At 67.3% G+C, this 24,575-nt stretch carries 25 protein-coding genes; 15 read left to right on the top strand and 10 right to left on the bottom strand.

Annotated features, from left to right (window positions below):
- Both OU996_RS15930 and OU996_RS15925 read right to left on the bottom strand, forming a co-directional pair.
- The gene (locus tag OU996_RS15930; RefSeq protein WP_267582593.1) at positions 1 to 657 is read right to left on the bottom strand and encodes a uracil-DNA glycosylase; all 657 of its coding nucleotides are present in this window, start codon (positions 655 to 657) and stop codon (positions 1 to 3) included.
- A gap of 11 nt (positions 658 to 668) precedes the next feature.
- Positions 669 to 1,286, bottom strand: coding sequence for an NYN domain-containing protein (locus tag OU996_RS15925; RefSeq protein WP_420712640.1), 618 nt, complete (start codon positions 1,284 to 1,286; stop codon positions 669 to 671).
- Positions 1,287 to 1,541: 255 nt separating this feature from the next.
- Between OU996_RS15925 and rpoZ the strand changes: the two genes are divergently transcribed.
- From rpoZ to recO, 11 genes are all read left to right on the top strand, one after another.
- Entirely contained in the window at positions 1,542 to 1,931 is a 390-nt protein-coding gene (gene rpoZ / locus OU996_RS15920) for a DNA-directed RNA polymerase subunit omega (protein WP_267582591.1), read from the top strand.
- Positions 1,932 to 2,088: 157 nt separating this feature from the next.
- Positions 2,089 to 4,293, top strand: a complete 2,205-nt coding sequence (locus tag OU996_RS15915) for a RelA/SpoT family protein (protein ID WP_267582590.1) — start codon at positions 2,089 to 2,091, stop codon at positions 4,291 to 4,293.
- Between the two features lie 67 nt (positions 4,294 to 4,360).
- A complete protein-coding gene (locus OU996_RS15910; protein ID WP_267582589.1) occupies positions 4,361 to 4,540 on the top strand; it encodes a CsbD family protein in 180 nt (59 codons plus the stop codon).
- 32 nt (positions 4,541 to 4,572) lie between these two features.
- Entirely contained in the window at positions 4,573 to 5,409 is an 837-nt protein-coding gene (locus tag OU996_RS15905; protein WP_267582588.1) for a transglutaminase-like domain-containing protein, read from the top strand.
- Between the two features lie 84 nt (positions 5,410 to 5,493).
- Positions 5,494 to 6,087: an orotate phosphoribosyltransferase gene (gene pyrE / locus OU996_RS15900; protein WP_267582587.1), complete on the top strand. Its 594-nt coding sequence runs from the start codon at positions 5,494 to 5,496 to the stop codon at positions 6,085 to 6,087.
- Positions 6,088 to 6,091: 4 nt separating this feature from the next.
- Positions 6,092 to 6,865, top strand: coding sequence for a pyridoxine 5'-phosphate synthase (locus OU996_RS15895; protein WP_267582586.1), 774 nt, complete (start codon positions 6,092 to 6,094; stop codon positions 6,863 to 6,865).
- A 35-nt stretch (positions 6,866 to 6,900) separates the two neighbouring features.
- Positions 6,901 to 7,311, top strand: coding sequence for a holo-ACP synthase (gene acpS, locus OU996_RS15890; protein WP_267582585.1), 411 nt, complete (start codon positions 6,901 to 6,903; stop codon positions 7,309 to 7,311).
- 115 nt (positions 7,312 to 7,426) lie between these two features.
- Positions 7,427 to 8,182, top strand: coding sequence for a signal peptidase I (lepB, locus tag OU996_RS15885; RefSeq protein ID WP_267582584.1), 756 nt, complete (start codon positions 7,427 to 7,429; stop codon positions 8,180 to 8,182).
- The gene (gene rnc / locus OU996_RS15880) at positions 8,179 to 8,904 is read left to right on the top strand and encodes a ribonuclease III (protein WP_267582583.1); all 726 of its coding nucleotides are present in this window, start codon (positions 8,179 to 8,181) and stop codon (positions 8,902 to 8,904) included. The genes lepB and rnc overlap by 4 nt, the downstream gene beginning before the upstream one ends.
- Positions 8,901 to 9,845, top strand: coding sequence for a GTPase Era (gene era / locus OU996_RS15875; RefSeq protein ID WP_267582582.1), 945 nt, complete (start codon positions 8,901 to 8,903; stop codon positions 9,843 to 9,845). The genes rnc and era overlap by 4 nt, the downstream gene beginning before the upstream one ends.
- Positions 9,846 to 9,860: 15 nt before the next feature.
- Positions 9,861 to 10,604, top strand: a complete 744-nt coding sequence (recO, locus tag OU996_RS15870) for a DNA repair protein RecO (protein WP_267582581.1) — start codon at positions 9,861 to 9,863, stop codon at positions 10,602 to 10,604.
- Here the strand turns inward: recO and OU996_RS15865 are convergent.
- Positions 10,585 to 10,875 (bottom strand): hypothetical protein, encoded by a 291-nt coding sequence (locus OU996_RS15865; protein ID WP_267582580.1) that lies wholly within the window; start codon positions 10,873 to 10,875, stop codon positions 10,585 to 10,587. The genes recO and OU996_RS15865 overlap by 20 nt on opposite strands.
- A gap of 315 nt (positions 10,876 to 11,190) precedes the next feature.
- Between OU996_RS15865 and parC the strand changes: the two genes are divergently transcribed.
- Positions 11,191 to 13,422, top strand: a complete 2,232-nt coding sequence (gene parC, locus OU996_RS15860; protein ID WP_267582579.1) for a DNA topoisomerase IV subunit A — start codon at positions 11,191 to 11,193, stop codon at positions 13,420 to 13,422.
- Between the two features lie 99 nt (positions 13,423 to 13,521).
- Here the strand turns inward: parC and OU996_RS15855 are convergent, their stop codons facing one another.
- The 6 genes from OU996_RS15855 to hemB all read right to left on the bottom strand — a co-directional run bounded on the left by OU996_RS15855 (position 13,522) and on the right by hemB (position 20,851).
- The gene (locus OU996_RS15855) at positions 13,522 to 15,537 is read right to left on the bottom strand and encodes a PhoX family protein (RefSeq protein ID WP_267582578.1); all 2,016 of its coding nucleotides are present in this window, start codon (positions 15,535 to 15,537) and stop codon (positions 13,522 to 13,524) included.
- 74 nt (positions 15,538 to 15,611) lie between these two features.
- Complete coding sequence (locus tag OU996_RS15850) at positions 15,612 to 16,364, bottom strand: arginyltransferase (protein WP_267582577.1); 753 nt, start codon at positions 16,362 to 16,364, stop codon at positions 15,612 to 15,614.
- 109 nt (positions 16,365 to 16,473) lie between these two features.
- Positions 16,474 to 16,938, bottom strand: a complete 465-nt coding sequence (locus tag OU996_RS15845) for an RDD family protein (RefSeq protein ID WP_267582576.1) — start codon at positions 16,936 to 16,938, stop codon at positions 16,474 to 16,476.
- 120 nt (positions 16,939 to 17,058) lie between these two features.
- Positions 17,059 to 18,285 carry a threonine ammonia-lyase gene (locus OU996_RS15840; RefSeq protein ID WP_267582575.1) on the bottom strand — a complete coding sequence of 409 codons (1,227 nt, stop codon included), beginning with the start codon at positions 18,283 to 18,285 and terminating at the stop codon, positions 17,059 to 17,061.
- 8 nt (positions 18,286 to 18,293) lie between these two features.
- Positions 18,294 to 19,703 carry a branched-chain amino acid ABC transporter permease gene (locus tag OU996_RS15835; protein ID WP_267582574.1) on the bottom strand — a complete coding sequence of 470 codons (1,410 nt, stop codon included), beginning with the start codon at positions 19,701 to 19,703 and terminating at the stop codon, positions 18,294 to 18,296.
- A gap of 86 nt (positions 19,704 to 19,789) precedes the next feature.
- On the bottom strand, positions 19,790 to 20,851 hold the full coding sequence (hemB, locus tag OU996_RS15830; protein WP_267582573.1) for a porphobilinogen synthase: 1,062 nt from the start codon (positions 20,849 to 20,851) through the stop codon (positions 19,790 to 19,792).
- 250 nt (positions 20,852 to 21,101) lie between these two features.
- On the opposite strand from hemB, the gene OU996_RS15825 reads away from it, so the two are divergent.
- From OU996_RS15825 to ldtR, 3 genes are all read left to right on the top strand, one after another.
- Positions 21,102 to 22,163 carry an enoyl-CoA hydratase/isomerase family protein gene (locus tag OU996_RS15825; RefSeq protein ID WP_267582572.1) on the top strand — a complete coding sequence of 354 codons (1,062 nt, stop codon included), beginning with the start codon at positions 21,102 to 21,104 and terminating at the stop codon, positions 22,161 to 22,163.
- Between the two features lie 25 nt (positions 22,164 to 22,188).
- Positions 22,189 to 22,620 (top strand): DUF6163 family protein, encoded by a 432-nt coding sequence (locus OU996_RS15820; protein WP_267582571.1) that lies wholly within the window; start codon positions 22,189 to 22,191, stop codon positions 22,618 to 22,620.
- 158 nt (positions 22,621 to 22,778) lie between these two features.
- On the top strand, positions 22,779 to 23,345 hold the full coding sequence (gene ldtR, locus OU996_RS15815) for a transcriptional regulator LdtR (protein ID WP_267582570.1): 567 nt from the start codon (positions 22,779 to 22,781) through the stop codon (positions 23,343 to 23,345).
- 18 nt (positions 23,346 to 23,363) lie between these two features.
- On the opposite strand, the gene OU996_RS15810 is transcribed toward ldtR, so the two are convergent.
- Positions 23,364 to 24,392, bottom strand: a complete 1,029-nt coding sequence (locus OU996_RS15810) for a histone deacetylase family protein (RefSeq protein ID WP_267582569.1) — start codon at positions 24,390 to 24,392, stop codon at positions 23,364 to 23,366.
- Positions 24,393 to 24,575 lie beyond the last annotated feature (183 nt).

The raw sequence follows: 24,575 nt of genomic DNA, 5'->3' as shown, positions 1-24,575 counted from the left end.
TCAGCCGAGCGTGTCGACATGCGCCCGCACGCGGGCAAACACGGCGTGGAACATCGGCGTGGTGAGCACGCCGGTATTCGTGTTGTAGCGGGAGCAGTGATAGCTGTCGAACAGCAGCACGTCGCCCAGCCGATGCACCGCGCCATGGGCGAATTTGAAATGCGACAGCCGGTGCCCATGCGCGGCCAGCACCTGGTCATGAGCGATCTTGCCGAGCGCGACGATGGCGCCGAGCCGGGGAAGCTGGGCGAGCGTGGCGGCGAGGAAGGGGCGGCAGGTGCGCATCTCCTCGGTGGTCGGCTTGTTCTCGGGTGGCACGCAGCGCACCGCATTGGTCAGCCGCGCATCGGCGAGGCGCAGCGAATCATCGGGCCGCGCCTCGAACACGCCGGTGGCGAAGCCGTACTTGATGAGCGTCGAATAAAGCAGCTCGCCGGCATAATCGCCGGTGAAGGGCCGCCCGGTGCGGTTCGCCCCGCGCAGGCCTGGCGCGAGGCCGACGATCAGCAGCCGCCCATCCTCCGGCCCGAAGGACGGCACGGGCGCGTTGTGCCAGGACGGCTCCGCCGCCCGCCAGTGATCGCGAAAGGCGACGAGGCGTGGGCAGAGCGGGCAGTCGCGCGACGGCTCGGCAGGAGACGGTTGAGGCAAAGTCATGGGCGGCGGCGTCAGTTGTCGCCGGCGTCGTCATCCGGGCCGGGCGGCGTCGCGCGCCGCTCAAGGAAGCGCGGCGGCTCCTGCATGCGGCCGGAACGCTCGGCCGGATCGCGACCGACGCGCGCCTGAAGGTCGACGAGGTCGATGAACACATCGGCCTGGCGGCGCAGTTCGTCGGCGATCATCGAGGGCTGGGTGTGCATGGTCGAGACCACGGAGACGCGCACGCCCTTGCGCTGGATGGCTTCCACCAGCGAGCGGAAGTCGCCGTCGCCGGAGAACAGCACGATGTGATCGACATGCGACGCCAGCTCCATCGCGGCGACGGCGAGCTCGATGTCCATATTGCCGCGGATGCGCCGGCGGCCCTGGCTGTCGGTGAATTCGCGCGCCGGCTTGGTGACGACGGAGTAGCCATTATAGTCCAGCCAGTCGAGCAGCGGCCGGATCGACGAGTACTCGGTGTCCTCGACCAGCGTGGTGTAATAGAAGGCCCGCAGCACATAGCCGCGCGACTGGAATTCCTTCAGCAACCGCTTGTAGTCAATATCGAAACCGAGAGACTTGGTGGCGGAGTAAAGATTGGCGCCGTCAATGAAAAGAGCGATCTTTTCCATAGCTTGAACCATGTGGAGGCAATGCCCGGTCATTTGAAATGGGTGTGACGGATCAGATCGAAGCGGCGGGTTGTTTCGACCCGCTGCCTACACATATCCGATTTGTGGCGAGGTCGGGACGGTCAGCGTCGCCGCCGGTGTTTTTCTCCCCGGCCGGGTTCTGGCCGCGCCGCAAACCACCCGTCCTCTCCGTCCCGCTCTTGCCGCCGGGGCCGCATTGGTTTAAGGCACCCGACTTAACCTACACACCGACAGGAGTGCCGAGGCATGGCTCGCGTCACCGTCGAGGATTGCATCGACAAGGTCGACAATCGCTTCGAACTCGTTCTGCTTGCCGGCCACCGCGCCCGCATGATCGCGTCCGGCTCGCCGATCACCATTGATCGCGACAACGACAAGAACCCCGTCGTGGCGCTGCGTGAAATCGCCGACGAGACGATTTCGCCGGAGGATCTCAAGGAAGATCTCATCCACTCGCTCCAGAAGTTCACCGAGGTGGACGAGCCGGAGCCCGAGACCGTGCCGATGATCGCGTCGAGCGCGCATATGGGCGGCGACGATTCCGACGTCATGCTCGACCGCATGACCGAGGAAGAGCTGCTGGCCGGTCTTCAGGGCCTCGTGCCGCCCGAGCCGAGCGACGACGACGAGGGCTGAGACCCTCGCTTATCACCTTCGGACGGCCCGGCCCTGTGCCGGGCCGTTTACGTTTCAGCCGCCATGGCACGCGCTGCGGCTTGCTTCGGGCAAGCTGCGCGACGATATCTAGTCCGCAGGGCCCCGCGCCCACCTCATTCTCGCGAGTACCTCTGTCATGATGCGGCAGTACGAGCTCGTCGAGCGCGTCCGCCGGTACAATCCCAATACCGACGAGGCACTGCTTGATCGGGCCTACGTCTATGCGATGCGCGCTCACGGGACGCAGAAGCGTGCCTCGGGCGATCCCTATTTCTCGCATCCGCTCGAAGTCGCCGCGATCCTCACCGACCTGAAGCTGGACGACGCGACCATCGTCGCGGCGCTGCTCCACGACACGATCGAGGATACCGACACCACCCGCGACGAGATCGACCGCATTTTTGGCGCGCAGATCGGCGCGCTGGTCGAGGGCCTCACCAAGATCAAGAAGCTGGACCTCGTCTCCAAGCAGGCGAAGCAGGCGGAGAATCTGCGCAAACTCCTGCTCGCCATCGCCGACGATGTGCGCGTCCTGCTGGTGAAACTCGCCGACCGCCTGCACAACATGCGCACCCTCAAATGGGTGCCGGAGGAAAAGCGCTCCCGCGTCGCGCAGGAAACGCTCGACATCTACGCCCCGCTCGCCGGCCGCATGGGCATGCACGACATGCGCGAGGAACTGGAGGATCTGTCCTTCCGCCAGCTCTCGCCGGAAGCCTATGAGTCGATCCGCAGCCGCCTGCAGGCGCTGAAGGAGAGCAATGGCGAGCTGGTTGCCGCCATTGAGCGCGAGCTGACCGAGGCGGTGACGCAGAAGGGCATCGTGGCCAATGTGAAGGGGCGCGAGAAGCGGCCCTATTCGATCTGGCGCAAGATGGAGACCAAGGCGGTCGCCTTCGAGCAACTCTCCGACATTTACGGCTTCCGCATCCTCGTCGAGACGCTGGAGCAGTGCTATGGCGCGCTCGGCATCGTCCACACCAAGTGGCCGCTCGTGCCGGGCCGCTTCAAGGACTACATCTCGACGCCGAAGCAGAACGACTACCGCTCGATCCACACCACCGTCGTCGGCCCCGGCCGCCAGCGCGTCGAGCTGCAGATCCGCACCCGGCAGATGCACGAGATCGCTGAATACGGCATCGCGGCGCATGCGCTCTACAAGGATGCGAGCGGCGTCGGCGATCCGATGACGCGCGATTCCAGCGCCTATGCCTGGCTGCGCCGCACCATCGAGCTGCTGGCGGAAGGCTCGAGCCCCGAGGAATTCCTCGAGCATACCAAGCTCGAACTGTTCCACGACCAGGTGTTCTGCTTCACGCCCAAGGGCCGCCTCATCACCCTGCCGCGCCGGGCGACGCCGATCGACTTCGCCTATGCCGTGCATACCGGCGTCGGTGACCGCGCCGTGGGCGCCAAGGTGAATGGCCGGGTCTCGCCGCTGGTCTCCGAGCTGCACAATGGCGACGAGGTGGAGATCATCACCGCCGCCGGGCAGACGCCGCCGGCTGCGTGGGAATCCATCGTCGTCACCGGCAAGGCGCGGGCGGCCATCCGCCGGGCGACACGGGCGGCGGTGCGCGCGCAATATGCCGGGCTGGGCAAGAAGATCGTCGAGCGCGCCTTCGCACGGGCCGGCAAGGTGTTCTCCGAGGAAAAGCTCGCCGGCGCCGTCGGCCGGCTGGCCCGCACATCGCTGGAGGACGTGTTCGCCGCCGTCGGGCGCAGCGAGATCCGCGCCGACGACGTGGTGAAGTCGCTGCACCCGGAATGGACCGGCCCGCGGCCGGAGGAACGCGCCGCGCCGCAGGGCGAGGGCTGGTTCGAGCTCGACAAGGGGCAGAGCCTCAAATTCAAGATCCCCGGCAGCGAGGGCGATCCCGATCCGGCGACCGTCATCCCGATCCGCGGCATCAACCGCGAACTGCCGGTGCGCTTCGCGCCCAATGGCGGCGCGGTGCCGGGTGACCGCATCGTCGGCATCCTCTCGCCGGGCGAGGGGATCACCATCTACCCGATCCAGTCGCCGGCGCTGCAGGATTTCGAGGAGGAGCCCGAACGCTGGCTCGACGTGCGCTGGGACGTGGAAGGCGACAACCCGCAGCGCTTCCCGGTGCAGATCGTCGTCGTCGCCACCAACGAGCCGGGCTCGCTGGCGCAGATCGCGCAGGTGATCGGCGAGCGCGACGGCAATATCGACAATGTCCGCATGTCCTCCCGCTCGGCGGACTTCACGCGCATCGTCATCGATATTGGCGTCTATGATCTGCGCCATCTCAACGGCATCATCGCCGATCTGCGCGCGCGCGCCGTCGTCTCCAGCGTGGAGCGGGTGAACGGCTGACCGGAACCCGTTCTAGGGTCTCGCGTTGTCCCGGCATCTGAAAGCCGACAATGCGAGGAGAGGCGGCATGGCCGAACGCATCAACGGAGCGCTGCTCATCCTGTCCGGTGGCGCGCGTGAACTCTGGGGCCGCGCTTTGCGCGACCGGGAGACCGCGCTTCATGGGCGCTGCGAGCAGCTGGCCGGACGCGCCGCCATCGCCTGCGCCCGGGCGCGGCTGTCGATCCGCGCCGCTCAGACGACCTGAGTTCCGCTCACGACTAGCGACGGAGAGCCGCCATGCGGATCCGCTACGGTTACCGGCTTGCGCTGGAATGCAACGTGCCGACCCCTTCTAGCTTCGCCATCGATGTCCACCCTGACCGCAGGGGCGATGTCGTGGTCGAATCGCCCATCGTGATGCGCACGCAGGACGGCCGGAACGTGCTGCATGCCCGCGCACTCGATCTGTTCGGCAATGTGCGCCGCCGGGCGGTGCTCCCGCCGGGCCGCACGGTCATCGAGCATCACGGCGTGATCGCGGACAGCGGCGCGCATGAGCCGGTGGTGATGACCGCCCGTCAGGTGCCGGTCGCCGATCTTCCCGAGGAGGCGATGGGCTTCCTGCTGCCCAGCCGCTACTGCGAGAGCGATTTGCTCGGGCCGGAAGCATGGAGCCGCTTCGCCGGCGTCCCGGAAGGCTGGCCGCGTGTGCAGGCCATTTGCGACTTCGTCCACACCCATATCCGCTTCGGCTATGGCTTCGCCGACAACACCCGCACCGCCAGCGGCGGCCTGCGCGACGGGCGCGGCGTGTGCCGCGACTTCGCGCATCTCGCCATCACGCTCTGCCGCGCGATGAATATCCCCGCCCGCTACTGCACCGGCTATCTCGGCGATATCGGCGTGCCGCACGATCCCGCGCCGATGGATTTCAGCGCGTGGTTCGAGGCCTATCTCGACGGGCGCTGGTACAGCTTCGACGCCCGCCACAACATTCCCCGCATCGGCCGCATCGTCATGGCGCGCGGGCGGGACGCGGCGGATGTGCCGATCGTCTCCACCTTCGGCCCGCATGGCCTCGCGGTGTTCGAGGTGTGGACCGAGGAACTCGGCGCCGAACGCGCGGCTGCCTAGCGGTTGGCGCAGGCGGCAACCGGTGACGTCCGGGGGAGGATCGGTTATCACGACCGGACGTTCAACGACTTCCGGGCAGCTGAGATGACACAAGACGAGGTTCTGGCCGAATTCCGCGATGCCGGCGCGCTGCTGCACGGGCACTTCATCCTGTCGTCCGGCCTGCGCAGCCCGGTGTTCCTGCAGAAGATGTTCATCTTCCAGGATCCTGTGCGCACCGAGCGGCTGTGTCGCGCGCTCGCCGAGAAGGCCGAGGCGGCCTTCGGCAAGATCGACTATGTCGTCTCCCCCGCCGTCGGCGGCATCGTTCCAGGCTATGAAACCGCCCGCCAGCTCGGCGCCAAGGCGGTTTTCGTCGAGCGCGAGGACGGCAAGTTCCAGCTCCGCCGCGGCTTCGCCATCCCCGAGGATGCCAAGGTGCTGATGGTCGAGGACATCGTCACTACCGGTCTGTCCTCGCGCGAATGCCTCGCCTCCATCGCCGACCACACCAAGAACGTCGTCGGCGCCGCCTGCCTGATCGACCGCTCCAACGGCAAGGCCGATCTCGGCGTGAAGCTGGTGGCGCTCTGCAAGCTGGACATCCCCGCCTATCCCGCCGACGCGCTGCCGCCCGAACTTGCGGCGCTGCCGCCGGTGAAGCCGGGAAGCCGCGCCATTCAGGGCGTGAAGGGTTGAGCCGATGACCCGCATCGTGCCGCCGCTGCGCCTCGGCGTGAATATCGACCATGTCGCGACCGTGCGGAACGCGCGCGGCGGGGCGCTGCCCGATCCGGTGCGGGCGGCGCAGCTTGCCTGCGCGGCCGGGGCGGACGGCATCACCGCGCATCTGCGCGAGGATCGCCGCCACATCCGCGATGCCGATATGCGCCGGCTGCGCGAGACGCTGCTGGTGCCTCTCAATTTCGAGATGGCGGCGACCGAGGAGATGGTGGCGCTCGCCCTTGAGTTGCGCCCGCATGCCTGCTGCCTGGTGCCGGAGCGCCGCGAGGAGCGCACCACCGAGGGCGGGCTGGACGTGATCGGCGGCGGCATCGACCTTGCCCGCAAGGTCGAGCGCCTCGCCAAGGCCGGCATCCGCGTCTCGCTCTTCGTCGCGCCGGATGAGGATCAGATCGCCCGCGCGGCCGATATCGGCGCGGCAGTGATCGAGCTGCACACCGGCGCCTGGTGCGACCTTCTCACCGAGGGCAAGGCGACCGAGGCCGCCACCGAGTTCGGTCGGCTCGTTGAGGCGGCCGGGCAGGGCACCCGCTTCGGGCTGGAGATCCATGCCGGGCATGGTCTCGACTACCGGACGGCGGAGACCATTGCCGGCGTCACCGAGGTGCGCGAGCTCAATATCGGCCATTTCCTCATTGGCGAGGCGATTTTCGACGGGCTTGAGGCCGCGGTGCGGCGCATGCGCGAGGCCATGGCGCACGGACGCGCCGTCGCGCACCCAGCAGCGGCATAAGGCAGGCATGATGAGGCAAGCATGATGAGGCAGGCATGATCCTTGGCATCGGCTCCGACATCACCGACGCGCGGCGCGTCGCCGAGGTTCTCGAGCGGCATGGCGAGCGCTTCATCGAGCGCGTCTTCACGCCCGTGGAGCGTGCGAAGTCGGAGCGCCGCGCCCGCCGGGTGGAGAGCTACGCCAAGCGCTTCGCCGCCAAGGAAGCCTGCGCCAAGGCGCTCGGCACCGGTCTCGCCCAAGGCGTGTTCTGGCGCGACATGGGGGTGGTGAACCTGCCCTCGGGGCGCCCCACCATGGAACTGACCGGCGGTGCCCGCGCGCGGCTGGACGCCATGACGCCACCGGGCTTCGAGGCCCGGATCGACCTGACCATCACCGATGACGGCCCGATCGCCCAGGCCTTCGTCATTATCAGCGCCGTGCCCAAGGTGGCGGGCGCCTGACGGCGCGGCACCTCGTGCGATCGTGACCGCGCCGCGTTGCCGCGGCACGCCCGAGCGGCTATAGAGCCCACGGCCCGGCGGGCGGCACAGGCCGCGCCGCGCAGCGGAAAGCGACATGACCTCGACCACCGAACCGAAGAAGCAGGAAGGCGGCCTTGGCGAAACCGTCAAGGTTATCCTCCAGGCGTTCCTGATCGCCATCCTGATCCGCACCTTCCTGTTCCAACCCTTCAACATTCCGTCGGGGTCGATGAAGGAGACGCTGCTGGTCGGCGACTATCTCTTCGTCTCGAAATTCAGCTACGGCTATAGCCGCTTCTCCTTCCCCTTCTCGCCGCCGCTCTATAGCGGCCGGCTGCTCGGCTCGACGCCGAACCGGGGCGATGTGGTGGTGTTCAAGCTGCCGCGCGACGAGACGACGGACTACATCAAGCGCGTGATCGGCCTGCCCGGCGACGAGATCCAGATGATCGACGGCGTGTTGAACATCAACGGCCAGCCGGTGAAGCGCGAGGATGCGGGCTACTGGATGGACGACGAGGGCGGCGGGCGCGTGCAGCGCGTGAAGCGCTGGCTCGAGACCCTGCCCAATGGCGTGAGCTACTACACGCTCGATCTCGTCGAGAACGGCTTCTACGACAACACGCCGGTCTACAAGGTGCCGCCGGACCATTATTTCATGATGGGCGACAACCGCGACAACTCCACGGACAGCCGCGTGCTCAGCCAGGTCGGCTATGTGCCCTATGACAATCTGATCGGCCGCGCCCAGATGATCTTCTTCTCGGTCAAAGAAGGGGATGCCGCATGGCAGTTCTGGAAATGGCCGTGGACGGTCCGGTGGGATCGCCTGTTCTCCTTCGTGCGATGAGCCGCGGTAACCGCCAGGGGCCCCCAATCGACACGGCGAGCCTGGCGCCGCTTGAGGAAAGCCTCGGTCACAGCTTCAACGACCGCGCTCATCTGCTTCTCGCCCTGACCCATATCAGCGCCGTCACCGGCGCGCAGGGAGCGCGCGCCCGTGTGCGCTCCTATCAGCGGCTCGAATTCCTCGGCGACCATGTGCTGGGGCTCGTGGTCTCCGACATGCTCTACCGCGCCTTCCCCAATGCGGAGGAAGGCGAGCTGTCGCGCCGGCTCGCGGACCTCGTTTGCGAGGATAGCTGTGCCGCCGTCGCCCGCGTGATGGATATCGCGCCGCATATCAGGCTCGGCGCCGGCGAGGACCGGGCGGGCGGGCGCGAGCGCGCCGCCATTCTCGCCGACATCGCCGAGGCGGTGCTGGCGGCGGTCTATCTTGATGGCGGTTACCCTGCGGCGGTCGATCTGGTGGAGCGCTTCTGGCGCCCGCGCCTGCAGATGCCCGGCGGTTCGGCCCGCGACCCCAAGACCGCGCTCCAGGAATGGGCGCAGGCGCGCGGCCTGCCGCCGCCCACCTACCGGCTGGTGGATCGCTCCGGTCCGGACCATAATCCCCAATTCCGCATTGCCGTGGAGCTTCCCGGTTTCACCGCCGTCGAGGCTGCGGGCTCCTCCAAGCAGATTGCGCAGAAGGCCGCTGCCTTGGCCTTTCTCGAACAGGTTGATTCATGAACGATACCGCGGATGACGGCATTGCCGCCTCGCAGACGCCCGCTCCCACACGCTGCGGCTTCGTCGCGCTGATCGGCGCGCCCAATGCCGGCAAGTCGACGCTGACCAATGCCCTGGTCGGCTCGAAAGTGTCCATCGTCTCGCACAAGGTGCAGACCACGCGCTCGCTGGTGCGCGGTATCGCGCTGGAAGGCCCGACGCAGATCATCCTCGTCGATACGCCCGGCATCTTCGCGCCCAAGCGGCGGCTGGAGAAGGCCATGGTCCGTTCTGCCTGGAGCGGGGCCGGCGATGCCGACGCCATCGTGCTGCTGATCGACGCCCGCGCCGGCCTGACCGAGGAGGTCGAGGCCATCATCAACGGGCTGGCCAATGTGAAGCGGCCGCGCGCGATCCTGCTCAACAAGATCGACCTGGTGAAGCGCGACACGCTGCTGGAACTCGCCGCGGCGATTTCCGCGCGGATCAGTTTCGACCGGCTGTTCATGGTCTCGGCGCTCACCGGCGACGGCCTCACCGAGCTGCGCGACTGGCTGGCGCAGACGCTCCCCTTCGGTCCCTGGCTCTATCCCGAGGACCAGATCTCCGACGCGCCGATGCGGATGCTGGCGGCGGAGATCACCCGCGAGAAGCTGTTCCATCGCCTGCATGAGGAACTGCCCTACCGCTCCACGGTCGAGACCGACTCCTGGCAGGAGCGCAAGGACGGCTCGGTGCGGATCGAGCAGACGATCTTTGTCGAGCGCGAGAGCCAGCGGAAGATCGTGCTCGGCAAGGGCGGCGAGACTATCAAGGCGATCTCGACCGGCGCGCGCAAGGAACTGACCGGGATCCTCGAGCAGCCCGTGCATCTGTTCCTGTTCGTGAAGGTGCGCGAGAACTGGGCCGACGACCCGGAGCGCTACCGCGAAATGGGCCTCGAATTCCCGAGCGCCGACTAAAGCCGGCCTCAGCCCATGGAATGGACCGATGAGGGCATCATCCTGGGCGTGAGACGGCACGGCGAGGCCAATGCCATCGTCGAGCTGATGACCGCCGGCCACGGGCGCCATCTCGGCGTCGTGCGCGGCGGCGGCTCGCGGCGGCAGGCGGCCAGCCTCCAGCAGGGCAACAGCGTGCGAGCCATCTGGCGCGCGCGCCTCGACGAGCATCTCGGCACGTTCACGCTGGAGGTGACGGAGGCCCGCGCCGCTGGCGTGATGGGCGCGGCCCACGCGGCCTTCGGCTTCGCGCATATGGCGGCGCTGCTGCGCCTGCTGCCCGAGCGCGACCCGCATCCGGACCTCCACGCGGCGCTGTCGACCTTCACCGAGCATCTCCAGCACCCGGCCCTGGTCGGCATGATGATCGCCCGCTTCGAGCTGATGATGCTGGCGGAACTCGGCTTCGGGCTCGATCTCGCCTCCTGCGCGGCAACGGGCGGGCGCAACGACCTGCTTTATGTCTCGCCCAAATCTGGCCGGGCGGTCAGCCGCGATGCCGGCGAACCCTGGCGGACGCAGCTCTTCGACCTGCCGTACTTTCTCGTCGCCGAAGTCGCCGAGCCGCCCCAGCCGGACGCTCTTCAGGCGGCCTTCCGCCTCACCGGCCATTTCCTCCAGCAGCGCGTGCTCGATCCGCGCGGGCTCAAGCTGGCGGATGCCCGCGAGTCGCTGCTCGCCATCCTCGCCCGCCCGCCGGTCAGTCGAGCGGGACGCTAAAGCCCGGATCGGCGTAGTAGCGGCCGTTTGAGAAATAGCGGCGGCTGACCCAGACCGGCAGGCATACCGGTGCTTGCAGGGTCACCAACCGTCCCGTCCGGTCGCGCCGCATGAACTGCCGTTCCCGGCAAACATTCTGCCAGGCGACATTGGTCACCTGCAGTCCATCCGCATCGCCCATGTCCGCCGAGATGGCCGGAAAGGCCCGCGCCGGGGCGCTGAAAGCAAGGCACGCTGCGGCTGCCGCGATGACGATGGCGTATCGTCTCATGGCGTCCTCCCACTTTTCTTATGGGCCCATTTTACCGCCCGGCAGGGTTAAAGGCGAGAAATTGGGGATAATTTTGAAATATCGTTTGCTGATAGGGACGAAACCGACATCGAAACCCCTGATCCTGCGGCTGCACCTATGTACCTGCCGAAGCAGCGAAATGGCTGGAAACAAAGCGAAACCAACCGCGCGTCACGGGTCATGCGTGCCTGCGGCATTGCGTCGCATCTGAGGGGGCAGCCTGACGGGCAATAGGCTTGGGGAGATCCGCGTTCCTGTCTTGTTCCCGTTGCCTCCACCCTGTACCTAGGAGCCATGGGAGAAGGACCGATTCCGACGGATAGCGGTGCGATCGAGCCGATCGGGCTGAAGGCGGCGCTTGAGGAGCGCTACCTCGCCTATGCGCTCTCCACCATCATGCACCGCGCGCTGCCGGACGCGCGCGACGGCCTGAAGCCGGTGCATCGGCGTATCCTCTATGGCATGCGCCTGCTGCGGCTCGATCCCGGCGGCGGCTTCCGCAAGAGCGCGAAGATCGTCGGTGACGTGATGGGCTCGTTCCATCCGCACGGCAACATGGCGATCTATGACGCCATGGTCCGCCTCGCGCAGGATTTCTCCCAGCGTTACCCGCTGGTCGACGGGCAGGGCAATTTCGGCAATATCGACGGCGATAATGCCGCCGCCGAGCGCTACACCGAGGCGCGGCTGACCGAGGTCGCCCGCCTGATCCTCGACGGCATCGACGAGGACTCCGTCGATTTCCGCCCCAACTACGACGGCACGACGGAAGAGCCCGTCGTCATGCCCGGCGCCTTCCCGAACCTGCTGGCGAACGGCTCCACCGGCATCGCTGTCGGCATGGCGACGTCCATTCCCCCGCACAACGCGGCCGAGCTGATCGACGCCAGCCTCCACTTGATCGACAACCCGAACGCGACGACCGACGACCTGCTGCGCTTCGTGAAGGGGCCGGACTTCCCGACCGGCGGCGTCATCATCGAGACGCCCTCGTCGATCGCCGACGCCTATGCCACCGGCCGCGGCGGTTTCCGCCTGCGGGCGCGCTGGCACAAGGAGGAGACGGGGCGCGGCACCTATCTGATCGTCGTGACGGAAATCCCCTATGGGGTGCCGAAGTCCCGCCTGGTCGAGAAGATCGCCGACCTGCTCAACGAGAAAAAGATCCCGCTGCTTGCCGATGTGCGCGACGAGTCGGCCGAGGATGTGCGCCTGATCCTCGAGCCGCGCGCGCGCAATGTCGACGCCGAGCTGCTGATGGAGAGCCTGTTCCGGCTTACCGAGCTGGAAATCCGCTTTCCGCTCAACATGAACGTGCTGGTCGGCGGCCAGGTGCCGAAGGTGGTCAGCCTGCTCGAAGCGCTGCGCGAGTGGATCGACCACCGCCGCGACGTGCTGCAGCGGCGCTCGCGCTTCCGCCTGACCCAGATCGAGCACCGGCTGGAGGTGCTCGGCGGCTACCTGATCGCCTATCTCAACCTCGACGAGGTGATCCGCATCATCCGCGAGGAGGATGAGCCGAAGGTCGAGCTGATGCGGCGTTTCGCGCTCAGCGACGTGCAGGCCGAGGCGATCCTCAACATGCGCCTACGCTCGCTGCGCAAGCTCGAGGAGTTCGAGATCCGCAAGGAGCATGACGCGCTCTCCAAGGAGAAGGACGGGCTGGAGAAGCTGCTCGGCTCCGAGGGGCGGCAGTGGAAGGCGGTCGCCGGCCAACTGGCGAAGGTGCGCGAGGCCTTCGGGCCCGATACCGACATCGGCCGCCGCCGCACCGGTTTCGGCGAGGCCGCCGCCCATGACGCGGATGCGGTGATCGAGGCGCTGGTCGAGCGCGAGCCGATCACCGTCGTCGTCTCCGACAAGGGCTGGATACGCGCGCTGAAGGGCCACGTCGCCGACCTCGCGGCGCTTACCTTCAAGGGCGACGACAAGCTGAAGCTCAGCTTCTTCACCGAGACGACGGCCAAACTCCTGGTCTTCGCCACCAATGGCCGCTTCTACACGCTGGACGCCTCCAAGCTGCCCGGCGGGCGCGGCCATGGCGAGCCGCTGCGCCTCTCCATCGAGCTGGAACAGGACGCCGATATCGTCGACGTGCTGCCCTATCAGGGCGGGCGCAAGCTGCTGGTTGTGGCGAAGGAAGGGCGCGGCTTCCTCGTGGCCGAGGATGATTGCATCGCCAACACCCGCAAGGGCAAGCAGGTGCTCGGTGTCGATGCGCAGGACGCCTGCAAGGTCATACCGGCGGTTGGTGACACAGTGGCGGTGATCGGCGAGAACCGCAAGCTGCTGGTCTTCCCGCTGGCGCAGATTCCCGAGATGACGCGTGGGCGCGGCGTACGGCTGCAGCGCTACAAGGACGGCGCGATGAGCGACGTGAAGGTGTTCAAGGCCGCCGACGGGCTGACCTGGACCGACACCTCCGGCCGCACCTGGACGGTGGCGGACCTCACCGAATGGCGCGGCGAGCGCGCCAGCGCCGGGCGCCTGCCGCCCAAGGGCTTCCCCCGCAACAACAAGTTCTGACGCTGAAACGACGGCCCCCGAACAACGGGCCTTTTCAAACAGGAAACGCCGCCGCTCCTCTCGAAGCGGCGGCGTTGTCATGTGGGAACGAGGGCGCGCTCAGGCGCCGATCGTGCCGCCATCCTTCTTGGTGATGACGACGACGGCCGGACGCACCGGCATGTCGTCCTTGAAGTCCGGCCAGCGGGTGGAGAGATCCTCGTAATAGGACGGCCGGCCGAACGGCGCCCAGTCGGTCCCGCCATCGCCGGGGTGCTGCACGGCGACAAAGGCGGTGCGGTCATCCGGCGTGAACTGCGGGCCGCACATTTCGGCACCCACCGGCACGCGGAAGAACAGCTTCGAGGTGGCGCGCGCCGCCCCGGCGACGTCCACCGCCCAGAGCCCGTCCGTGCGGCCGGTTTCCTTCGGGTTGTTGCCGTCCGTCGCCACCCAGAGGCGGCCGGCGGAATCGACCGCGCAATTGTCGGGCATACCGAACCAGCCATTGCGGGTCGTGTCGGTGGAGAAGGAGGCGCCGACCGCCGCGACCGACGGGTCGCCGCACTTCAGCAGCACTTCCCACTTGCCGTTCGTCGCCGCGAAGTCACCCTCGGCTTCCGTCAGCTCGATGATGTGGCCAAAGGCGTTCTTGGCGCGGGGATTGGCCGCGTCGACCTGGTCGTCCTTGCGGCGGGTGTTGTTCGTCAGCATGACGTACACCTTGCCGTTCACGCCGTTCGGCTGGATGTCCTCGGGACGGTCCATCTTGGTGGCGCCGAGCAGATCGCCGGCCTTGCGGGTCTCGATCAGCACGTCGGCCTGGCTGTTGAAGCCGTTGGCGGCGGTGAGCGGGCCCTCGCCATGGATGAGCGGCAGCCACTTCAGCGCGCCGTCGGCCTCGAAGCGGGCCACATAGAGCGTGCCCGAATCCAGCAGGTCCATGTTGGCGGCGCGGTTGTTCGCGTCGAACTTGCCGGCGGTGACGAACTTGTAGACATAGTCGAAGCGCTCGTCGTCGCCGAGATAGAACACGACGCGGCCATCCTTGGCGACGATCGACTCGGCGCCCTCATGCTTGAAGCGGCCCATGGCGGTGCGCTTCTTCGGCACGGAGGTCGGATCGTTCACATCGACCTCGACGATCCAGCCATAGCGATTGGCGCTGTTCGGCTCCTTGGAGAGATCGAAGCGGTCGTAGAAATTGCCCCATTCATAGGTGCCTTCCGGAACACCGTACCGCTTGTAATTGGCGGCTTCCGGGTGGCCTTCGGGCAGCTTGCCGAGGAAGTAGCCGTGGAAATTCTCCTCGGCCATCACATAGGTGCCCCAGGGCGTGACACCGCCGGCGCAGTTGTTGAGGGTGCCGAGCACCTTGGTGCCGGTCGGGTCTTCCTTGGTCTTCACCCGGTCATGGCCGGCGACGGGGCCGGAGAGCACCATCTCGGTGGTGGAGGTGATGCGGCGGTTGAGCTTGCCGTCCTTCACCACCTGCCAGGCGCCATTGACCTTCTGGATCTCGACGATGCTGCCGCCATGGGCCGCCATCTCGATGTCGACGCGCTTCTGGTCGGCCGGGGCGACCTTCAGCTTGCCGTCGGCCACCGTGACGATGCCGGGGAACATCAGGTGTTCGTTGGTGTATTCGTGGTTCACCACCAGCAGGCCGTGCTCGGGCGAGCCATTCAGCGGGATGTAGCCGACGAAGTCATTATTATACCCGAACTGCCGACGCTGGGCCTCGGCGCTCTGGTTCTTCGGGTCGAAGGCGGGCGAGTCGGGGAACAGGCCATCGCCCCAGCGCAGCAGGACGTCAGCATTATACCCTTCGGCCACGTGATGGGTCTGGTCGACGCCGGCTTCCACCTCGACGAAGGTGAAGGCGGAGCCGCCGGTGGTCGCCGTGGACGCGGTCGCCTGCGCCTTCTCGGCGGTCAGCAGCGCGAGCGGGCCGACCGTGCTGGCGATGGCGGAGACGGCGAGCGAACCCTTGAGCAGGCCGCGACGCGAGAAACGCAGCGAGATCAGCTCGCCCATGGTCGGGTTGGCGGTCGGGTTGCTGCCATTGCCCTCGGCTTCTTCCAGCAGGCTGGTGCGGAAGGGCGAGGCGTGCGGATCGAGAGTATCGTCGTTCATCGGGCGCTCCAGCGGATGGACGTAATCCAGACTGGAGCCATTCCATAGTTTGACTACGCGTCGATGACGCCGGATCAGGGCGCCTCGATGCGCTCCCACCCGTTCGGCATCAGTCGCTCCTGCGGCAGGAAGCGACGCTTGTAGTTCATCTTGTCGGAGCCATCGACCCAGTAGCCGAGATAGACGTAGGGCAGCCCCAAGGCCTTGGCCTTGCTCACATGATCGAGGATCATGAAGGTGCCGATGGAGCGGGCGGGCTCGTCGGGCTCGTAGAAGGAATAGACCATGGACAGCCCGTCCGCGAGCACGTCGGTCAGCGCCACGGCGTAGAGCGCGCCCTGGCCGCGGCCGTGGATCGCGGTGTCCGGTCCCCGGCGGCGATACTCGATCAGCCGGGTGCGGACATGGCTGTCCTCCACCATCATCGCGTAATCCAGCACCGTCATGTCCGCCATCCCGCCATCACCGTGGCGGCTGTCGAGATAGGCGCGGAACAGCGAATATTGCTCGGCGGTCGGCACAGCGGCGCGCATGTCGCCGATAAGGTCGGCATTGGCTTGCCGGACGCGGCGGAAGGAGCGGGTTTCCTCGAAATCCTCGACGCAGATCCGAACGGAGATGCAGGCGCGGCACTGTTCGCAGGCCGGGCGGTAGGCGATGGACTGGGAGCGGCGGAACCCGCCATGGGTCAGCACGTCGTTGAGCTGCGTCGCGCGCTCGCCGACGAGGTGCGTGAATACCTTCCGCTCCTCGCGCCCCGGCAAATAGGGGCAGGGGGATGGCGCCGTCAGATAGAATTGCGGTGTATCGCGCGGATGTTCGGTCACGGCTGCTTCACGCTCTGGACAGGCACCAGATTGCCAGAGCCAGCCGGCGCGTCAAACGCCGCAATGCACGGCAATGTCACAATCGCTCAAGACCGAGCTCATGGCCGCCTCACGCCCAGCGACGGCGCAGCGCGGCGGCCCGCGTCTCAGTATTGGTGACGACCGTGCCGAGGACCAGGTCGTGCAGCAGCCGGCTGCGGCTGTTGAGCAGGCCGACGATCAGCACCAGCGGTGTCAGCACGCTCATGAACACCCAGAACAACACGACGCTGAGCACCGCCAGCAGGCTGTTCATCGGCGTGCCATCCCATTGGCGCATCTCGATTTCCATCGCCCGCATGCCGAGCGTCGCCGAGTGCGGGCCGCCCAGCGTCAAGCCGCTATAGGCGAGCGCCCAGATGACAAAGCCCGGACTGAGCAGGGCGAACAGGAACCAGCCGAAGCCCAGCGTGACGAAGCCGAACAGGAAGATGAACACCGCCGCCGCGCCAACAGGCGCGCAGATCATCACCGCGTCGATGAGGAACGCGACAAAGCGCCGGCCCAGCACGCCACGAAAATATTCAGGCTGCACTAGGGGATCATAAGCATAGGGCAGGGGCTCGGCGTAGCCGGGCCGCTCACCCAGGGGGCTTGGGACATCAGGTCTCCTCCAGCCCCCGTGATGTAGGGAGCGCGGGTGGCGGCGGCAAGATCAGCCGCCGGTGCGCCAGTCCACGCGCACGACATCCATGCCGTTGAGGATGAGCTGGCGGTACACCTCGTCGGCATGGGCGCGGTCGCGCGTCTCGACCGTCACGTCGAGGCGGGCGCCCTTGGCGTGGACGTCGAGGAAGTGGCGCTTGTGCTCCACTTCCAGGATGTTGGCGCCGAGCTGGCCGAGCAGGGTGGAGATGAGGCCGAGTTCGCCGGGGCGGTCGAGCATGGAGAAGCGGAAGGAGACGATGCGCTCCTCGCGCTCCAGCTCGCGCATCATCACCGAGGCGACGATGCGCGGGTCTATGTTACCGCCGGAGACGATGAGGCCGACATTGCGGCCGCGGAAGCGGTCGGGATCGGCCAGCAGCGCCGCAAGGCCCGCCGCTCCGGCGCCTTCCGACAGCGTTTTCTGCTGCGTCAGGAACAGGTTGACCGCGCGCTCGATGGTCGGCTCGTCGACCAGCACGACATCGGACACCAGCGCCGAGACGATTTCCCGCGTCAGCGTGCCGGCCTGCTTTACCGCGATACCTTCGGCCAGCGTCGCTCCCTCGCAGGGACGGTTCTGCTGGTGCAGCGCGTTCCACATGGACGGGTAGAGCGACGTTTCCACGCCCACCACGTCGAGGCTCGGGCGCATGGCGCGGGCGGCGACCGCCATGCCGGACACCATGCCGCCGCCACCGACCGGCACCAGCAGCGCGTCGAGCTCCGGCGCGTCCTCGATCATCTCAGCGGCGATGGAGCCCTGACCGGCGATAACATGAGCATCGTCATAGGGATGCACCCAGACGAGATGCTCGTCGCGGGCGATGCGGTCGGCCTCCACGCTGGCATCGCCGACGGATTCACCGTGCAGCACGACGCGGGCGCCATGCGCCTCGGTGGCGGCGACCTTCACCATGGGCGTGTGCTTGGGCATCACGATGGTGGCGCGGATGCCGAGGCGCGTGGCGTGGTAGGCGACCGCCTGTGCGTGGTTACCGGCGGACATGGCGACGACGCCGGCGGCGCGTTCGGCGGGGGAGAGGCTCGCGAGCTTCACCAGCGCGCCGCGTTCCTTGAAGCTCGCGGTGACCTGGAGATTTTCGTATTTCACGAAGACATGAGCGCCCGTAATCGCCGAAAGGCGCGGCGCCGGCAGCGTGGGCGTGCGCAGCACCGCGCCGGCCAGCACAGAGCGGGCAGCGGCGACGTCGGCAGGAGTTACGGGCAAGGTCATGAAAATTCTCAGAATTCTCGCGGCGTCGGCGCCGCACGATTGAGGAGTCCCCCCGGTCGCATCACCAGGAAGACGACCAGAAGGGCGTAGGTTACCACGTCCCGGTACGCAATATCGAACGTCGAGGACCACCCGATTTCAACGCCCGCCACCAGAGCGGCGCCAAGAAAAGCTCCGGGCACTGAGCCAATGCCGCCAATAACCGCCGAAATCAAGGCTTTGAGCGTGATGGACAGGCCGTCGCCCGGTGAAATAGTACCAAAAGCGATCACAATCACGCCGCCGGCCAGTCCCGCGGCCGCGCCGGCCAGCAGAAACACCTGCGTGCGCAGGCGCGGCACATCGACGCCGAGCAGGGCGGCCATGCCGGGATCCTGGGCGTGGGCGCGCCAGAACAGGCCGAAACGGGTGAAGGCGACAATGCCGAGGAGTACGGATGTACCGCACATGCTGAGGCCCGCCGCCAGCAATTGAGCGGGGGTGACGGTGGCGATGAAGGCGTCCTGCCCGGCCACGGCGATCGGGCGATTCATGAGCGCTGGCAACCAGTTGACACGGTCGGGCGCGGTGAGGCGCAGCAGTTCCGCCAGCGCAATGGCAAGGCCTGCCGTGGCGATCAGCACCGGCTGGGGCGAGCGGGCTCGCGTCGCCAGCGGCGCCACCACCAGATGGCCCGCCAGCCAGCTCACCAGCGCCGCGCTGGCGATGCCGACGAGCAAAGCGAGCGTGAGTTCGGCGGGCCCCAGCCGCCCGACATCGCTGGCGACGCCCACCGCGATCAGCATGTAAGTACCTGCCACAACAGCGATTTCACCGAAGGCAAGGTTCACCCGGCCGAGCAGGCCATAGACCAGCGAGAAGCCCGTCGCGATGAGGCCATAGACACCGGTCATCACCAGCCCGCCCAGTGCCTGCTGCACCCAATAGGCGGCGCGGGGGCCGAGATGGAAGAGGGCGGCCATGGTGCCCTCGGGCGGGGCGTCGGCGAGCCACCAACGCTTTAGAATCAACAGCTTGATCTCGCTCAGGCTGCCCCGATCGGTATCGACGGCGGTAAGATCGAACCTCCCGACACCGGTCTGCGCGGCGAAGGTGCAGATGAGCCAGTGCGGCGTCGTCCCGCTCTCGCTGCGGGCGCGGTAGCTGTAGCGCAGCGCGGTCGGCGCACCCGGTACGGAATTGAGAGAGGTTTCAAGGACTTCCACGTCATCGCTGTGCAGCGCCGGGGCGACCGCGCGGCAGATGCGGGCCTGATCGGCGTCAATCACCGAGCCACAGCCGGCGAGCAGGAGCAGCGCGGCGAGCAGCGGGAAAAGCCGCTGGAACGGCTGGCGTGTCCGTGCAGTGAGGTGGACGATGAGGCCAGTGAGGTGGACAGTCAGGCCAGTGAGGGTGAGAAACCGGCCGATGCCCGGCACCGTCCCGCAGGTCCGGCGCGGCGGCCGGGCCGGGGCGCCGTCACTCCCGCCGCTGCCGCCCTGCGCCCCCGCGCCCAAGATGCCGCTCAGCCCTGACGGGCGAGCTTCTCGGCGACGCGCGGGGCGAAATAGGTGAGGATGCCATCGGCGCCGGCGCGCTTGAAGGCCATGAGGCTCTCCATCATCGCCTTCTCGCCGTCGAGCCAGCCATTGCGGGCGGCGGCCTCGATCATCGCGTACTCGCCGGACACCTGATAGGCGAAGGTCGGCAGGCCGAAGGCTTCCTTCAGCCGGTAGACGATGTCGAGATAGGGCAGGCCGGGCTTCACCATCAGCATGTCCGCGCCCTCCTCGATATCGAGGGCCGCCTCGCGCAGCGCCTCCATGCCGTTGGCCGGGTCCATCTGGTAGGTGAGCTTGTCGCCCTTGAGGCAGCCCGAGGAGCCGACCGCGTCGCGGAACGGCCCGTAAAAGGCCGACGCATATTTGGCGCTGTAGGCGAGGATCTGCGCGTCGAGATGGCCGGAGGCGTCGAGCGCCCGGCGGATGGCGCCGACGCGGCCGTCCATCATGTCGGACGGGGCGATGATGTCGGCGCCGGCATCGGCCTGCACCAGCGACTGCTCGACCAGCACGGCGACCGTCTCGTCATTGAGGATGCGGCCATCGCTGGAGAGCAGGCCGTCATGGCCGTGGCTGGTATAGGGGTCGAGCGCGACATCGGTGATGAGGCCGATATCCGGCACTTCCTTTTTGATGGCGCGCAAGGCGCGGCACACCAGATTGTCGCGGTTCAGCGCCTCGCGCCCATCGGCGGTGCGCAGTTCCGGGTCGGTATAGGGAAAAAGCGCGATGGCGGGGATGCCGAGGCCGGCGGCGCGGGCCGCCTCGCGGACCGCCTCGTCCACCGTCAGGCGCTCGACGCCGGGCATGGAAGCGACGGGGGTGCGCGATTCCGAACCGTCCATCACGAAGATCGGCCAGATGAGATCGGCGACGCTCAGCGTGTTCTCGCGCAGCAGCTCGCGGGCCCAACCGGCCTTGCGGTTGCGGCGGGGGCGCTGAACCAGGTCCAGCTTCGACGACACGTCCGGGCGGCCCGTGGGCTCGGGAAAGGCGGGGCGCGGACGGGCGAAGGGGATTGTCATGAGGGGACTCTCACGGACCAGTTTCGAATGCTTATAACGTCATACGGGCGTCAAGGCGACATGTTCAGCGGGAGGATTGCGTATGCGACCGCTTTCCTGCGGCGGGTCACGTTGACGCGGCAGGCTGGCGCGACGCTGGCGCAGGGTGCGTGGCGCGGCTTCCTATACGGGGCATCCCGTCCTTCGTCCGGCTTTGCCCCTGCCGTGCTCTGGTCTATGTCCGGGAGGACGCGACAGGCGAGGGCAGAACATGGCGGAAGATATCGGGGTCCGGTTCGAGCTGCGCGGCGTCGCCGGCATCATCACCCTCGACCGCCCGCGCGCGCTCAACGCCATCGACCACGCCATGGTGCGGGCGATGCGGGCGCAGCTCGACGCCTGGGCGGGCGATGAGTCGGTCGCCCATATCGTCCTGCGCTCGGCGCATGAGCGGGCCTTCTGCGTCGGCGGCGATGTGCGCGCCATGGCCGAACTGGGCCGCGCCGGCAATACGGAGGCCGCCCGCGACTATTGGCGCGACGAATATGCGCTGGATTATCACATCGCCACCTACCCCAAGCCCTTTGTCGCGCTGGTGGATGGGCTGTGCTTCGGCGGCGGTTTCGGCGTTTCCGGCCATGCCCGCTACCGCGTCGCCGGGGAGAATCTCGGCTTCGCCATGCCCGAGGTCGCCATCGGCCTGTTTCCCGATGTCGGCGGCACCTATGTGCTGCCGCGCCTGCCGGGCTGGAGCGGCACCTGGCTCGCCATGACCGGGGCGCGCATCGGCCTGTCCGATGCCATGGCGCTGGGGCTTTATACCCACCACGTCCCCGTCACCCGCTGGCCGGAGCTGATCGACGCGCTGGCGGAGGGCGAGCCGGCGGACCGCACGCTGGCGCGCTTTGCCGCCCATGCGCCGGCGGCCAGCCTGCGCACGCTTTTTCCCGCCATTGACCGCATCTTCGCCGGTGGCTCGGTGGAGGCGATCCTGCTGGCGCTCGATCTCTGCTCGGCCGGCAGCACGGAGGAAGCCGAGTTCGCCCGCATCCAGGCGGCAACCATCCGCCGGGCCTCGCCGACCAGCGTTCACATCGCGTTCCAGCAGATGCAGCGCGGGGCGGGAATCGATCTCGCCGGCTGCTTCGCCTATGAGTTCCGCCTCGTCTCGCGCCTGCTCGCCATGCCGGACTTCTATGAGGGCGTGCGCGCCGTGCTGATCGACAAGGACCAGGCGCCGCGCTGGAGCCCGGCCAGCCTTGAGGCCGTCGACCCCGCCGCCATCGCCGCGCTGTTCGACGAACCGCTTCCCGACGAATTGGTGCTGACCTGAGCGCAATCTGGGTTATGCAAGCGCCATGAGTTCGCCCTACGACCCCATCGACGCGTCGCGCGGCCCGGCCGGCGCGGAAATGCCGCTCTGGCAGAGCCGCGTGGTGCTTTATCTGCGCCTGCTCGCTGGCTTCCTGCTGGTGAAGACCGTCTATAGCTGGACGCTGATCTGCGGCGTGTGGGACGGCGAGACCAGCCGTTTCGAGATGCTCTCGCTCGCCGCGCAATCCGCCGTGATCTGGGCGGCGATCATGAATCCGGTGGCGGCGGTCGGCCTGTGGCTCGGCGCCTCCTGGGGCGTGGTGCTCTGGCTGGTGACGGCTTTGGTGCAGATCGCCATCAACGCCAACGCGCCCGAGGGCGTCGGCCGGCTGATGATCGTTGCCGGCATCGAGACGGTACTGGTCGCCGTCTACGCCTTCCTCACCTACAAGGCGGCGCGCGAAAGCGAGGGCTGAGGCGGCACGGTTAATCCCGGCGGGCGGTATTTAAGCCTTTGTCAGGCATATCGTTTCACGAAGGATTCAGCCTGCCGCTTAAGCCGTTCTTAGCGCCGGCCCCGGACACTCGGTCGCTTAGAGGGAGCAAATCCCCGGACGGCGACAGGGGTTTGGGCATGAAGAGAGCAGGGCAGGCGGCTCGGGTCGACAGCTCGCAGAGTCTCAGTGGCAATGTCGTGCCGCTGGGCTCTCGGCGCGGTCCCACGGGCAGCGAGCAAGGTGAGGAAATCACCGCGCTCTATCACGAGGCGCTCACCCTGGTGGAGCGGCTGCATCGGCGGCTGCTCGACGTGGTGAAAGACGAGTTCGACCGGCGCGGCCGCGAGGATGTGAACGCGGTGCAGGCGCTGCTGCTGTTCAACATCGGTAATGCCGAGCTGACCGCGAGCGAGCTGCGCACGCGCGGCTATTATCTCGGTGCCAACGTCTCCTACAATTTGAAGAAGCTGGTCGAGACCGGCTATCTCGACCACCAGCGCTCGCGCATCGACCGTCGCTCGGTGCGCATCCGCCTCACCGACAAGGGCGAAGAAGTGCGGACCATCGTCGGCGGGCTCTACGCCAAGCACATCGCCACCATCGAGCAGATCGGCGGCATCGGCCCGCAGGAGTTCCAGCAGCTCAACAAGGCGCTGGGGCGGCTGGAGCGTTTCTGGACGGACCAGATCCTCTACCGGCTCTGATCCGCCCCCTGTGCGATGTCAGCGCTGGAGGAAGCCCTCCAGCGTGTTCGCCACATTCACCCCGATCGCCTCGACCGCATAGCCGCCCTCCTGCACGAACAGGGTCGGCAGGCCGAGCCGGGCGATGCGTGCGCCGATGGCGAGATAATCCGGGCTGTCGAGCTTGAACTGCGAGATCGGGTCGTCCTTGTAGGTGTCGACGCCGAGCGAGACGACGACCACGTCCGGCGCATAGGCGGCCACCCGGTGGCAGGCATGGTCCAGCGCCTCGGCCCAGGCCTCGAAGCCCGTGCCCCAGGGCAGCGGGTAATTGCCATTGAAGCCCTCGCCGGCGCCTGCGCCGGTCTCATCCGCATGGCCGAGGAAGTAGGGGTATTCCTGGCGTGGGTCGCCATGGATGTTCAGCACCAGCACGTCCGGCCGCTCATAGAAGATGGTCTGCGTGCCATTGCCGTGGTGGTAATCGACATCGAGGATGGCGACGCGGCGGGCCCCCGCATCAAGGAACGCCTGCGCCGCCACCGAGGCGTTGTTGATGAAGCAGTAGCCGCCCATCGCATTGGCATGAGCATGGTGGCCGGGCGGACGGCACAGCGCGAAGGCGCTCGATTCCCCCGCGCGGATAAGGTCGACACCGGTCAGCGCCACATCGGCGGAGGCGCGGATCGCGTCCCAGGTGCCGGCGACGAAGCAGCAGCCGGCGTCGAAGGAAAAGTGGCCGAGCTTGCCGTCCACCGTCTCCGGCTCGATGTAGCGCATCCCCGGCGCGCGCCAGAAGCTCGGCAGGATCGGCAGCGGGCGCCCGTCTTCGATCCACAGCTCGGTGAGCTGCGACAGGAAGTCCACATAGCGTTCATCATGCACGCGTTTCAGCGGGGCGAGGCCGTGTTCGGTGGGGGCGATCGTCGCGCCGAAGCCGCGCGCCTCGACCGCCGCGCGGATCATCTCGGCGCGCTCGGGCTTCTCGAAAGCCGGGACGATCTGGCCGTTATAGAGCTCGACATGGCCGGAATGGCCGTGATGGCGGGGCGAATAGACGGTCTTCATCGCGGGGGCACTCGGCTGCTGTGACGGGGCGCCGACCGTTTTAAGCCAGCCGCGGCGATTCCGTCAGCCTGCCAATCGGGCCCGCCCGGCGGCTGTGACGCGCGTGATGTCGGTTTCACGCAAGGCGCCCCTGCGTCCGGCGTGCTTTGAAACCGGGGAGGGGCTGTGCTAAGCGACCCGCCT

The organism is Ancylobacter sp. SL191 (genome assembly GCF_026625645.1).
GTDB lineage: Bacteria > Pseudomonadota > Alphaproteobacteria > Rhizobiales > Xanthobacteraceae > Ancylobacter.
The sequence above is the reverse complement of the archived record's forward strand: the minus strand, read 5'-3'. Positions and strand labels throughout refer to the sequence as shown.